General features: G+C 66.4%; 16 protein-coding genes and 1 pseudogene. 5 read left to right on the forward strand and 12 right to left on the reverse strand.

From position 1 onward, the window contains the following. Genes A8G08_RS06390 through A8G08_RS06400 form a run of 3 tightly spaced genes read right to left on the reverse strand, consistent with a single transcriptional unit; the run spans position 1 to position 2,981 of the window. Complete coding sequence (locus A8G08_RS06390) at positions 1-849, reverse strand: BON domain-containing protein (RefSeq protein WP_068271671.1); 849 nt, start codon at positions 847-849, stop codon at positions 1-3. Positions 850-879: 30 nt separating this feature from the next. Next, positions 880-1,443, reverse strand: a complete 564-nt coding sequence (locus A8G08_RS06395) for a type 1 glutamine amidotransferase domain-containing protein (protein WP_068271674.1) — start codon at positions 1,441-1,443, stop codon at positions 880-882. After that, positions 1,440-2,981: an FAD-dependent oxidoreductase gene (locus A8G08_RS06400; RefSeq protein ID WP_068271676.1), complete on the reverse strand. Its 1,542-nt coding sequence runs from the start codon at positions 2,979-2,981 to the stop codon at positions 1,440-1,442. The genes A8G08_RS06395 and A8G08_RS06400 overlap by 4 nt, the downstream gene beginning before the upstream one ends. A gap of 72 nt (positions 2,982-3,053) precedes the next feature. Here A8G08_RS06400 and A8G08_RS06405 point away from each other — a divergent pair. The 3 genes and pseudogenes from A8G08_RS06405 to A8G08_RS06415 all read left to right on the forward strand — a co-directional run. After that, positions 3,054-3,311, forward strand: a pseudogene (locus A8G08_RS06405) (DNA topoisomerase IB); the annotation flags it as partial. Positions 3,312-3,430: 119 nt separating this feature from the next. After that, a complete protein-coding gene (locus A8G08_RS06410; protein ID WP_425394533.1) occupies positions 3,431-4,129 on the forward strand; it encodes a HemK2/MTQ2 family protein methyltransferase in 699 nt (232 codons plus the stop codon). Further along, positions 4,101-4,340 (forward strand): CDGSH iron-sulfur domain-containing protein, encoded by a 240-nt coding sequence (locus A8G08_RS06415; protein WP_068271682.1) that lies wholly within the window; start codon positions 4,101-4,103, stop codon positions 4,338-4,340. The genes A8G08_RS06410 and A8G08_RS06415 overlap by 29 nt, the downstream gene beginning before the upstream one ends. A gap of 31 nt (positions 4,341-4,371) precedes the next feature. On the opposite strand, the gene A8G08_RS06420 is transcribed toward A8G08_RS06415, so the two are convergent. The 9 genes from A8G08_RS06420 to A8G08_RS06460 form a co-directional block, all read right to left on the reverse strand. Then, positions 4,372-5,373: an iron-containing redox enzyme family protein gene (locus A8G08_RS06420; protein ID WP_068271686.1), complete on the reverse strand. Its 1,002-nt coding sequence runs from the start codon at positions 5,371-5,373 to the stop codon at positions 4,372-4,374. Positions 5,374-5,507: 134 nt separating this feature from the next. Next, positions 5,508-6,296: an enoyl-CoA hydratase/isomerase family protein gene (locus A8G08_RS06425; RefSeq protein WP_068271689.1), complete on the reverse strand. Its 789-nt coding sequence runs from the start codon at positions 6,294-6,296 to the stop codon at positions 5,508-5,510. 32 nt (positions 6,297-6,328) lie between these two features. Next, the gene (locus A8G08_RS06430) at positions 6,329-6,475 is read right to left on the reverse strand and encodes a DUF1059 domain-containing protein (RefSeq protein ID WP_068271693.1); all 147 of its coding nucleotides are present in this window, start codon (positions 6,473-6,475) and stop codon (positions 6,329-6,331) included. Beyond that, entirely contained in the window at positions 6,472-7,443 is a 972-nt protein-coding gene (locus A8G08_RS06435; RefSeq protein ID WP_068271695.1) for an oxidoreductase, read from the reverse strand. The genes A8G08_RS06430 and A8G08_RS06435 overlap by 4 nt, the downstream gene beginning before the upstream one ends. Before the next feature lie 10 nt (positions 7,444-7,453). Next, positions 7,454-8,017 carry a hypothetical protein gene (locus A8G08_RS06440; protein ID WP_068271698.1) on the reverse strand — a complete coding sequence of 188 codons (564 nt, stop codon included), beginning with the start codon at positions 8,015-8,017 and terminating at the stop codon, positions 7,454-7,456. Positions 8,018-8,028: 11 nt separating this feature from the next. Beyond that, the gene (locus A8G08_RS06445) at positions 8,029-8,607 is read right to left on the reverse strand and encodes a TetR/AcrR family transcriptional regulator (protein WP_068271701.1); all 579 of its coding nucleotides are present in this window, start codon (positions 8,605-8,607) and stop codon (positions 8,029-8,031) included. A gap of 120 nt (positions 8,608-8,727) precedes the next feature. After that, a complete protein-coding gene (locus A8G08_RS06450; protein WP_222844243.1) occupies positions 8,728-9,348 on the reverse strand; it encodes an antibiotic biosynthesis monooxygenase in 621 nt (206 codons plus the stop codon). A gap of 161 nt (positions 9,349-9,509) precedes the next feature. After that, the gene (locus A8G08_RS06455) at positions 9,510-9,884 is read right to left on the reverse strand and encodes an amino acid-binding protein (protein ID WP_068271706.1); all 375 of its coding nucleotides are present in this window, start codon (positions 9,882-9,884) and stop codon (positions 9,510-9,512) included. A gap of 79 nt (positions 9,885-9,963) precedes the next feature. Beyond that, positions 9,964-10,416 carry an Lrp/AsnC family transcriptional regulator gene (locus A8G08_RS06460; protein ID WP_068271708.1) on the reverse strand — a complete coding sequence of 151 codons (453 nt, stop codon included), beginning with the start codon at positions 10,414-10,416 and terminating at the stop codon, positions 9,964-9,966. Positions 10,417-10,496: 80 nt separating this feature from the next. Here A8G08_RS06460 and ddaH point away from each other — a divergent pair, with 80 nt between their 5' ends. Both ddaH and rocD read left to right on the forward strand, forming a co-directional pair. Beyond that, positions 10,497-11,375, forward strand: coding sequence for a dimethylargininase (gene ddaH, locus A8G08_RS06465; protein ID WP_068271711.1), 879 nt, complete (start codon positions 10,497-10,499; stop codon positions 11,373-11,375). 5 nt (positions 11,376-11,380) lie between these two features. After that, the coding region (rocD, locus tag A8G08_RS06470; RefSeq protein ID WP_068271721.1) for an ornithine--oxo-acid transaminase at positions 11,381-12,485 on the forward strand (1,105 nt) is incomplete at its 3' end.

Below are 12,485 nucleotides of genomic sequence, written 5' to 3' on the forward strand. Positions count from 1 at the left end.
TCAGGTCAACTCCTCCGCCTCGGTCGGCTCTCGGCAGTCGACGATGTGTACGTCGTTTTGGAACCGAACCGACGGCAACTGTTCGAGGACAATCGCCTCGAGCTGATGCTTGCAATCAGCCGACGACACCTCGCCGCTCAGATAGACCACGTCGCCGCGCACGCTCACTCGAACCCCGAGTTCCGCGGTGCGCGGGTCTTCGGCAAATGCCCGACGGATATGCGCGACAAGATATTGCGGCAGGACTTCATCGGATTGCATGGGATCCACGATTCCTCCTCTCGTGATAGCGAGGTCGTCGAGCAGGTGCAGGAACGCCCGCGCGTACGGCGACGCAGATGTGGCAGTGCGAACCTCGTCCCAGTCGACCTGTTCCCGCAGATCCCTGGCGATGTGCAGCAACGGCCCGAGGTCGAGTCGATGGGCGTCGAGGACCAGGAGTTTGTCGATCAACAGGTCTGTGCCGCTGATCACGAGCGCGGACGTAGGACCGATGCGCATCCAGGCGGCGCGCTCGAACATCGCGTCCGTGACGCCGCGGAAGTTGGGCCGGAAAATGAGGTCGACGAGCAGGTCACCGTCATACACCTTCGTCAGCCAGTCCTCGGGTGGATGGGCGGCCCGCATCCCGATCGCCACCAAGGCCGACGAGGCGCGCCCGACATCGGACGGTTTCAGGAAGACGTCCACGTCATGGTCGGTGGCGGGTCCGCCGCGCGCGTATGCCGCGAAGCCGCCCGCCACAGCGAACGGGATACCGCAGTCGGCCAACGTGTTGCACACTCGTGTGAGGGTGTGCAACAGGTCCGTCAGATTCTGACGTTCGACGGTTTGTGCGCTGGACCCCATGGTTTTTCGATCTCGCGGGTGCCGTCTCGGTCAGCCGTGCACGGGGGCGGTCGCGAAGACGTCGACGATCTTCTCGCAGAACGCGGGCAGGTCGCGCGGGTTCCTGCTCGATACCAACAGCCCGTCCACCACAACTTCCTCGTCCACCACGGTGCCGCCGGCATTGCGGATGTCGGTGCGCACGCTGGGATACGAGGTGAGCGTGCGGCCGCGCACCACGTCGGCTTCGACAAGCGTCCACGGTCCATGACAGATGACTCCCACCGGTTTCCGCGCGTCGACGAACTCACGGACGAACCGCACCGCGTCGGCGTCTTGGCGCAACTTGTCCGGGTTCGTGGTGCCGCCGGGAAGGATCAGTGCGTCGAAGTCATCGGTCGACACGTCGGAGACCACCTGATCGACGCGAAACTTGTCCGCTTCCTCGGTGTCGTGGTTCATCGCCTGGATTTCGCCGGCTTCCAGTGACACCAAGACCGTTCGCGCCCCTTCCTTCTCGACCGCAGACCGAGGCTCGATCAGTTCCACCTGCTCCACGCCGTCGGTGGCGAGAATGGCGACCGTGTGGTCCTGCAGTCTGGATTGGCTGCTCATGAGATCGAACTCCTTTCCGCTGCCGCGGTTTCCGTGCGGTCGTAGATGTCGAGCGGGCACGTCGCGGGGCCTTCGAGGACTTTGCCGTCGTGGCTGAATCGCGAGCCATGCAGCGGACAGTCCCAGGACCGTTCCGCGTCGTTCCACGACAGAATTCCGTAGAGATGGGGACAGACCGCGGACACACTGGTGGTGACGCCGTCCACGGTGGACACGCCAACCGGCCGGACTCCGCGCCGGTTCACCCGGCCCTCACCCTCGGCCGGAAGGTCGCCGTCGCCGCCCAACGCTGCGCGCAACCAGCCGCCGACCATCGCGAGGCCTACCTCGGTGTTGATCTTCGCTCCCTCGGGCAGACCGGTGAGTTCGCGCGGCGCCCAGCTCTCCAGTGCGCTCGCCCACCGCATCTTCCCGCCGAACATTCGGCCCGACAGTGCCAACGCCGCGGCCACCGCATTCGTCATGCCCCACTTGGCGAAACCCGTCGCCACCAGCACGCGGTCGTAGCCGGGCAGCAGAGGACCGACGTGGGGGAGCGCGTCGATCGGTACATAATCCTGCGCCGACCAGCGATGCGTCTCGCGGGCGCCGGGGAAGTGTTCCCGTGTCCACGTCACGAGGTCGTCGTATCGGGCGATGGTGTGGTCCTGGCGTCCGACGGTGTGGCCGTTGCCGCCGACGATCAACGTGTCGCCAGTGGGCCCGGGGGCGTATCGAAGCGAACGGGTCGGGGCGTCGGCGGAGATGTACATGTCGCGCGGGATTTCGCCGGGCACCTCGAACGCCACCGAATAGGAACGCTGCGGGTGCAAGCGGACGAAGTAGATGCCGCGGTCGAAGATCGGGGTTCCGGTGGCCAGTACCACGGTGTCGGCACGGAACGGTCCACGCTCGGTGTCCAGGCACCGCTCGCCGAACATCACGTGGCCGGAAGCCAATCCGGTGAGGCCGACGACACGGGTGTTCTCGAAGATGTGCACGCCCCGGTCGAGAGCATCCGCACATAGCGCGGACAGCACCGATCTCGGATCCACCTGGGCCTGGTCGTGCAGGCGTGCACCGCCGTAGTTGACGAACGGCACATCCAGTTTGTCGACCCACTCGACGTCGAGACCGGCCTCACGGCACGCGTCGTATTCGGCTCGCACCGAATCGACGGCATTCGGTGTCTGGGCGTACGTGACAGCCGCGCACTGCTGTGTGGCCACATCGTGCTCCTCGCAATAGCGCAGTAGCCACTGCTGGCCCTCGCGATTCGCCTCGACATATCGCGCCGCAGTCGCTGCGGACTGCCGCCGGCGGATTCGGGACAGCTGCGTGCCCTGCAACAGGCTGAGTTTCGCTGTCGAGTTGCCCGTTGTGCCGTCACCTATTCGGCGCGCCTCGAGGACTGCGACATGCGCACCCGCGCGCGCGGCGAGCACAGCGGTGGACAGTCCGACCAGGCCGGCACCGACCACCACGACGTCGTACTTGGTGTCCGGTTCGAGTACAGGTAGAGGCGCAATGGGTACTCGATCGAGCCACAAGGAAGTCACTGGGAAGGGGTGCCCGTAAGCGGGTATGGCAAACACACCCAGAAGTTCGCCGACCACCTCGAAAGGTGCACCATGCGCTTGCGCCGCAGCACCCCGTACGGCCCGGGGATCCACCGCGTTCTCCGTGGTCGCGGCGCGTACCCGAACGGCCACATCCAGGCCGTGGGCGTGGACGTTGCCGGGCGTCGGCAGTACCTCTACCACGAACAACGGCGCAACGATCGTGGCGAGGAGAAGTTCGACAGGGTGCTCGAGCTTGCGAGGCGTTTGCCGGAGCTACGCGCGCAGCGGGACGAAGACCTGACCCAGCGGGGCATGCCGCAGGTGCGCCGCGACATAGTGGATCGCGCCGTGATTCGGCTAATTCGCTGAGCCGCGAAGTAACCGGGGTTTGGTCTGCGAAGTGCCGGGTAATGGAATGTCACACTCTCCCGAACGGAGGATTCATCGTGACGACGCAGGCGCGCCCGGCGCAGCGGCCGTTGGATCTGCCGCGGCGGATCGTGTGTCTTCCCGGTGTCTATCGACCGCAGACCGATTCGGTCCTGCTTGCCGAGGCATTGCGGGAGGCATCACTACCGCCCGATGCGCGCGTGCTGGATATATGCACCGGCAGCGGTGTACTTGCCCTCACAGCCGCGCAACTCGGCGCGGGAGAAGTGACCGCGCTGGATACTTCCCGGCGAGCTGTGATTTCGGCCTGGTTGAACGGGCAGGCAAATCGATTGAAGGTGCACGTTCGGCGCGGCGATTGCTATGACGCTTTCGCGCTGGGGACCTTCGATGTCGTGCTGGCCAATCCGCCGTATGTGCCTTGCCCACCCGGTGCCGACACCTCGGCCAAATGGGATGCCGGCCCGGATGGGCGTTCGGTACTCGATCCGTTGTGCGCCAACGCGATCGATCTGCTGCGTCCCGGTGGGCTCTTGCTCCTTGTCCACTCGGAGTTCGCCGGCGCTGATGCCTCGCTGCGTCAGCTGCGCGAGAGCGGGCTCAAGGCCGCAATCGTGGCCCGGCGCCGGGTGCCGTTCGGTCCGGTGTTGCGTGGCCGCGTCGACTACCTGAACACCCGCGGATTGTGTTCTGCGGAAACTGCGTCCGAGGAAGTGGTGGTGATTCGTGCCGACCGGCCCAACCGACCGAACTGAGCCCAACGCCCGCCGGGTGCGCCCGGTGAAGGGCGGGCCGGTGCTGATCGACGGCCCGGTGGAGGTGGAGCTACCGGACGGATCGGTGGTGTCCTCCGATCGGTTCGTGGTCGCATTGTGTGTCTGCCGGCGCAGCCGCACCTACCCGCTGTGCGACACAAGTCATCGCCGCAAATGCCGCGCGGTGGCAACCCCTGGCGACGACGAGTAGCACTGCCGCCGAGCCGGTTTCGTGTCGAACCTCAGTCGCTGAGCGGAATCGGCGACAGCGAGCTGCGTTCCCGGCCCCACTTGTCCAGGATGAAATGCGCGAGCCGCTGCTCGAGGAGTTCGGATGCCTCGATGCCGAAAACGATGTCGGCTTCACATTTCGGGTCCTCGCGCAGCAGTTCCGCGACAACGTCATGGCGGAGCACCTGCTCGTGTACGGCGTCGGCCTCGATGTGCTCGGCAAAGAAATGGCGGCACTCGTGCGGCGCCTCGAGCCGCTCGAGCCCCGCGAGGATTTTGCGCGCGCTCGGTGCGGTGGTGATCTCCGCCGCGGCGAGCAGCCCGACCAGCGCGGCCCGCAGCTGCCGCCGCAGCCCGCACAACGACATGAAGTTGACCGTGGCCAGCGACTCCGGCGGCACGCAATCGACGTACGCGAGGTATCGCGAGCTCATCCTCGCCGCGCGCAGCAGGTCGGCGAACAGCGTCGAGTGCATGCGGTCCGCCCGCCCGCCGCCGTACTCGTCGAACTCGACGGCGACGAGCGCGGCCTTCGCCGCTCCGGTGAGGCGCGGAATCACCCACGCGTGGGGATCCGCCTCCTTGAGGTGATACAGCGACCGGTGCGCGAAGAACTCCCGCATGTGCACCCAGGTACCGCGGTCGGCCAGGTAATCCGAAAGGCCGGCGCCATCCATCGGTTCGACCAACAGCTGGTCGAGGGAGGCGTTCGCGTCGTTGGCTCCCGAGGTCTGCTCATGCAGCGTGGACAGGAAGCGTTCCTCGAGCTCGTGGCGCAGCTCGAGCAGTTCGGGGTCCCATTCCCAGCCGTCGTCGACCCCGGTGAATCCGGCGTAGTGCAGCTCGTAGCAGACACACAACGCAAGCTGCGCGTCCGCGCCGAGCGGATCGGCGCGCAGGGGAGTCGGGAGGGTGAACTGCCCAGCGTGCGGCTCGCGTTCGGAAAGTGCGGTGATCACGGCATACGACACGGGTCCGCGCGGGCGCGGCAGGGCAGGGGCAAACGACGGCATGGCATCGGACTTACCCGTATCCCGGGTGCCGAAACTCGGAGCTTGCTCACAGCTCCGCGCCAGCGGTTTGCCCAGGGTTCGAGGTGCTCGCCCCGATCGGTGGCGAGACGCTTCCCGACTGACTTGCCTTCGGGTCACCAGCCTGGTGGCAGGGTGGTGAAGTCGGGCGCCCGTCCTTCGGCAAACGCGGTGAGTGCTTCGAGGTTGGCCGGCCCGCCCATGAGTTCGGCGAAGCAGTTGTTTTCGCGTTGCCGGGCAGCCGCGATTTCTGCGCGCAGCGGCTCGGTCATCGTCTTCTTGACCGCGATGAGGCTGGAGATCGGTTGGGCAGCAAGCTGTTCGGCGTGGCTGCGGGCGGTCGTCAACAGGTCATCGGGTTCGCACACCGCGAATACGAGCCCCATGGCCTTGGCCTGGGCAGCGTCGATCCATTGCGAGGACAGCAGCATCCAGGCGGCATTCTGGCGCCCGACGAGCCGGGGCAGCAGATACGACGACGCGGCTTCGGGTGCAACGCCGAGGCTCGTGAACGGACATTTCAAGCGTGCGGTCGTAGACATGAACGCCAGGTCCGCGAACCCGAGGATGGTGGCTCCCAAGCCGAGGCCGAGACCGTTGACCGCGCACACGAACGGTTTCGGAAATTCGGCAACAGCGTCGAGCAATCCGAGAAACCCGTACTCGCCGGGGACGAAGTTCTCGTCGCCGGAGGCACGCTGACCCATTTCGAGCAGGTCGGTGCCGGCCGAGAACGCGCGGCCTTCACCGGTGAGCAGCACCACGGCCACACCGGGGTCATCCGCCGCTTCCCGCAGGGCGCGGGCTGTCGCGTCGTAAAGCGCCTCGTTGAAGGCGTTGAGTGCCTCGGGTCGGTCGAGGGTGATCTCGCGGACTCGTTTGTTGTCCGCGATGCGCAGAACCATGCTGTTGTCCCTAGCTGTTCGGGTCGGGGAAGTCAGTACGCGATGAAGAGGATCTCGTCGCGGCTGTACTCGTGCCCGGGGTGGTTCTCGGCGAGATGCTTGGTCGTCTTTTCGACCAGCTCGTCTTCGTCCTTGCCGACGATGATTTCGCCGCACGGGCAGTTCAGTCGAGTCTTCATGGGTTCGCTCCTATTGTTGGGTTGGATGGTGCCGAAATCTCGAACGTCATGCCGGTCAGCTCTTGTGCCAATGCCCAAAGTCGTTGCCCCGTATCGATATCCAGGGCTCGACTCGAGATGGCGACCGGTTTCGGCGCGCCGACCAGTTCGCCAAAACCGCTCGGTCCGAAGAACTCCCCACCGTCGAGGGCCGGATCAAGGGCGGCCCGCAGGACCGGCAGGGCGCCGTCTGCAGGGCTCTGGGTGAACCACCCTGTCGCCCACGCGAGCCGGGGCTTGTAGACCAGCTGCATCAGTTTGTTGCGGTGGTGCAGGATGTTGGTCCGCACCCCGCCGGGGTGGGCGGCGACCGACAGCGCCGGCGATCCCGCGGCGGTCAGGCGACGTTGCAACTCCACCATGAACACCATTCCGGCCATCTTCGATCGCGCATAGGCGACGTCGGCGTCGAAGCGCTTGGCGGTCGACTGCGGATCATCGAAATCCAGTGTTGCGGCGCGACGCCGGTGCGTGATGCTGCTGACCGTCACGACGCGCCCGCCGGTCGACGCGGTGATCGAGTCGATGAGCCGCCCGGTCAGCGCGAAGTGCCCGAGAAAGTTTGTGCCGAAGTCGGTTTCGAAACCATCGCTCGTGGTGCCGTAGCTCGATGCCATGACGCCGGCGTTGTTGATGAGCAGATCGATAACCGGCCAGCGGGCGCGCAGTTGCGCCGCGCATTCGGCGACGGAATCCAGGCTGGACAGATCCAGCCGCACAGCGTGTAGATCCGCCCCCGGCAGTCCAGCCTTGATCTGTCGGATGGCGAGACCGGCAGCATCGAGGTTGCGGCAGGCCAGCACCACCGTGGCGTCGCGTGCGGCGAGTTCACGGGCGGTTTCGAGCCCGATCCCGGCATTGGCGCCGGTGACCACCGCAACCCGACCGGCCTGGTCGGGTGCCTGCACTCCAATCGTGTGCTCGGTCATCACCACACCCTCAGTCGGCGATGAGCGGCACCGGCCACAGCGGCGCACTCAACTCGTTCAGCGGGTAGTGGCCAGGTTGCGGGGCTGCCGCGGCCGCGACGCGTCGATCCAGTTCCGGGGTGTTGGTCTTGTCCTTGTACATCTTCCCGATGGTCGTTGCGGCGATCTGTGCATCGAAGATGTCGCGCTGCCAGGACCATGCGCCCTTGCCGTCGTACTGGAACCAACTGCAGCCCAGCCCGGGGATCTCGTAGATCTCCCCGGAGGGATCGGTGAAGGTGCTGCGCTGCCGCCAGAATCCGACCACCTGTCCGGTGGTTTCATCGATCACCGACGACTGGTACGGGTACACCCAGCCCTGGAAGCCGAGCATCTCCGTACCCAGCGCGAGGTCGCGGATTTCGTTGCGCCCGTTGGCCATGAAGTGCTGCGTCGCCGAGTACGACCACCCGTAAGTGGCGTCCTCGGTGTAGTGGTCGGCCATCACGGACCAGTCGCCCAGTTCCTGCGCTTTGCGGTTGATGTCCAGCCAGCTCTGCCAAAACTCTTCCAGCTCTTTGCGTTCGAATGCCACGGCTCTTCTTCCTAGTTGTTGGCGAGTAGCAAGGCGGCCACGGTTGTCAGCTGCTCCGCCATCTCGTCGTAGGTGTAGTAGTTCATTCCGGCGTGGATCATGGCGCCGCTCACGGCGATATTGAGCGCGTTCAGCACCACTTCGCTGCAGTCCTGACCCGCGGCAGCGCGGAGGCGCTCGACCATGGCGCGCCCGATGCGGTTGCGGATCTGCTCGACATCCGGATCACGGCTGAGCACCGCGGCAGACGCGGCAGTACTGAGCTCGGGCTCGGCGGCCATAAGCGCGCCCAGGTCGGCGAAGATCGCCGACAACCGCTCCAAAGGTGTTTCACCGGTGATCGGTTGCCGGCACCACTGCTCGATCCTCCGGCGATACGCCTCGGCCACGAGGTGCTGCTTGGCAGAGAAATAGCCGTAGGCGGTCGCGTGTGTGAGCTCCGCGCGGCGGCACACCTCACGGATGGTGAGCTGGTCATATCCCTTTTCGCGCAGCACCACGAGGCCGGCGTCGAGCAACCGCTCCACCGTCTCCGGTGAGCGGCCACTCAACGCTCGCCGGCTCGGCGTCGTCGCCGTGGCCTCCGTCATGGCGATTGACACTAGGCTTTACACGTGTAAAGACGCAAGGGTGTGCGCACTGCTCAGGCCGCACACTTCCCGACGCGGCGCCCGCGAGCCCTCGACGCAGACGCTCGAAAAGTATGCCGCTCAGACGGTTTCGGGAACGTGCAGATGTGCAAGCGCGAGCTCGAACTCGCACACCTCGAGAATCTCCGCATGCGCCTCGGTAGTGCCGGCCTCGCGGATCGTGCCCGCAGCGCCCCTCGTGCGCTCCATGGCGCCGAAGCTGTCATATGTCACCGAGGACACGCAGATGCCCGAGTCGCGATCGGCCATGAGGCTTGCACTGCAGAATCCGTCGAGTTCCCCGAGCGCGGGCAGCGACGCGAGTTTGAAGATATCCACGCCGCGGTCGATATTCGCCGCGTCGACCCGGAACCAGGTGGCACGGACGCAGGACCCGTAGTGCGACCGGTGATGACGATGCAGTGCGAGGATCTCCCATTCATCGACCTGGGGACGTCCGCCGAGCGCTTCGGCGGCACGCGTGCGAACCGCGTGCAGCTCTGCGTCACTGGCCTTCATGTCGTCTGCGCTGCGCCAGGAGCTGGTAACGATGCAGCGCCGGGATTCCCGGTCGACCAGCATCGACAGGCCCACGCAGCCGGGCATGCTGCGCACGGTGGGCATGACTTCAGTACTTATGTGCCGGATCCCGGAGTTGATCCGATCCGGATGCGCAACGACGGTGGTGGAGCGTGCGAACACGGGAGTTCCCTCCAGTCGGGGCAGCACCCCGGCGGCGCCACCGGTCAGGATTGACGATGCTCCGCGACCGGTGGGTTCGCAAGGAAATGGGAGAACGTTATCGGAGCGCGTCTAATGGGCTCTGACGAGCGCGTTCGCGCCTGCGCTATCAGCGAGCGATGTCAGTCGAGTGCGTCCCGGGCATTCGCGAGGTTGTCCGCGGCGAGCACGAGCCGGGTGCTGGTCGCGAGGTAGGCGGTGGTGATGTTGACGGCCGCCTCGCCGAGGCGGTGCGCAACCTCGCCGAGCGCTCCTGGCCGGTCATCCACGGCGTGGACGATGACCTCTTGTTCTTCGGTGATCGCGATCCCGGCGCCCTGCAGGGCCTCGAACGCGGGCGCGGCGTCCTCCACGAGCAGGTGAACTTCCGCGACTCCGCCGCCGCGGGTGACTGCGCAGAACCCCGCGATATTGACCCCGGACTTGCCGAGCACATCGCCGAGGCGGGCCAGCTCACCTGGCCGGTCGTCGAGTTCGATGGTCAGGTCGGTCGCCATCGCTGCCCCCTTTCCGGGTGCACACCTGCAATCTTCCGCCTTCGCGGCGCGCCAGGTCAGCGGTTCCGGCCCCGAGATTTCAGCTGATGGGCGGTAGCAGCCGGCTGAGCACCACGCTGCTCTTGGTCTGCAGGACGGCCGGATGCGCGCGCAGACTCTCGAGCGTCTTTTCGAGGTGGCTGGTGTCGGTGGTCCGCACCCGCATCAGCGCGTTCGCATCGCCGGTCACGGTGTAGGCCTCCTGCACCTCCGGGTGTCGCGCGGCGATCCGGGCAATCTCGAGCGCCGGGGTGCGTCCCTCGGTATAGAGCTCCACGAATGCCGACACATCGTGGCCGAGCGCCCGCGGGTTCACCGAGGCGTGGAAGCCGGTGATGACGCCGGTCTCGATGAGCCGGTCAACCCGGCGTTTCACCGCCGGCGCGGATAGCCCCACCGCCGCTCCGATGGTGGCGAAGCTGGCCCGCGCATTCTGTTCGAGCAGCGCAACGATTCGCCGATCGAGGCCGTCAATGCGCAACGAATCATCCATGACACGCAACGATAGTTAATTGATCGGCCGTCGTCTCGTTTCCATACTTGATGTACCGACGCCCGAGAGGGGGCCGTGAGATGACCTTGACCGCTCCCGAGCCGTCACCCGCGGTAACCCCCGTCGCGCGAGCCGCGACCACCCGCTCATATCTGATGTGCCCGCCGACGTATTTCGACGTGGTCTATGCCATCAACGAGTGGATGGACCCTGCGGTGGGCGTGGATATCGACCTGGCCATGGCGCAGTGGCTCGAGTTGGTGCGGACGTACCGATCGCTCGGCCACCACGTCACGCTCATCGAGCCCGTCGCGGGCCTGCCGGACATGGTGTTCGTGACCGACAGCGGGCTCGTCGTGGACGGTGTCGCGATGGGCGCGCGGTATAGGTCGGCTCTGCGCGCGGTGGAGGCCGAGCACGTGTTGCGCTGGTTGAACGCAAACGGCTATCCCGAGGCGCGGGCACCGGAGTTCGTCAACGAGGGCGAGGGCGATTTCCTCGTGGTGGGGGACGTCATTCTCGCGGGCACCGGATTCCGTTCCGATCCGCGCTCGCACCCGGAGGTCGCCGACCGGCTGGGCAAGGAAGTACTGACCCTGAACCTGATCGACCCGACCTACTACCACCTCAATACCGCGCTCGGCGTGCTCGACGACACGACCATCGCTTACTTGCCCAAGGCATTCGCACCGGACAGTCTCACCCTGCTGCGTGCCCGGTTTCCCGATGCGCTGATCGCGGACGAAGCCGACACCGCGTGGCTGGGACTCAACCTGGTCAGCGACGGATACAACGTGGTGCTGGCCGCGCAGGCGACCGGGCTTGCGGCGCAACTGAGCGCGCGTGGATTCCGGCCGGTGCCGGTGGACTTCGCCGAATTCCGCAAGTCCGGCGGCGGTATCAAGTGCGCAACGCTCGAACTGCGCGGCGCGCGAGTCAGAACAAAGCAGCGGTGGTGAGTGCGATGACAGCGGTTCAAGACTCGATGGCGTCGGCCCTGGCCGACGCGCAGCGGCACAGCGCGCACAACTACGAGCCGTTGCCCGTCGTGCTGGAATCCGCGCAGGGTGTGTGGGCTCGGGGCGTGGACGGCCGCGACTACCTCGACCTGCTCGCCGGCTACTCGGCACTGAACTTCGGTCACTGCCATCCCGTGCTGGTCCGGGCGGCGCACGAACAGCTCGCCCGGCTGACGCTCACGAGCCGCGCTTTCCAGCACGACCGGTTCGGCACGTTCTGCACCGATCTCGCGCGGCTGTGTCGCAAGGATGCGGTGCTCCCGATGAACACCGGTGCCGAGGCCGTCGAAACCGCACTCAAGGTCGCCCGCAAGTGGGGATACGACGTGAAGGGCGTGCGGCCCGACGCCGCTGAGGTGATCACGTGTGCCGGCAACTTCCACGGCCGGACCATCGCGATCGTCGGATTCTCCACCGATCCCGACGCGCGCGACGGCTTCGGGCCTTATCCGACCGGCTTCGTCTCGGTGCCCTTCGGCGACGCGGCCGCACTCGAGGCGGCGATCACCGCGAACACGGTCGCGGTGCTGGTGGAGCCGATTCAGGGCGAGGCAGGAATCCTCGTGCCGCCACCCGGATACCTGGCCGCGGTCCGGGCGATATGCGACCGGCACGGGGTGCTGATGATCGCTGACGAGGTGCAGAGCGGCCTCGGGCGCACCGGCGAGACGTTTGCCTGCGATCACGAGGACGTCGTGCCCGATATGTATGTGCTAGGCAAGGCGCTCGGCGGCGGGATCGTGCCGGTGTCGGCGGTCGTGGCGGACTGGCCGGTGCTCTCCGTGATCGGTCCCGGGCAGCACGGCAGCACGTTCGGCGGCAACCCGCTGGCCTGTGCGGTGGGCAGCGCCGTTGTGGGGTTACTGGAAACAGGGGAGTACCAGCAGCGCAGCCGCGAACTCGGTGCCCGTCTGCACCGGCTGCTCGGCGAGCTGCCGGCAGGGCAGGTCGCGCAGGTACGCGGGCGCGGGCTATGGGCCGGCCTGGTCCCGGTGCCGGGCGCGCCGACGGCCCGGACGATCTGCGAACGCCTGCTCGACCGAGGGGTGC

Source organism: Aldersonia kunmingensis (genome assembly GCF_001646865.1).
GTDB lineage: Bacteria > Actinomycetota > Actinomycetes > Mycobacteriales > Mycobacteriaceae > Aldersonia > Aldersonia kunmingensis.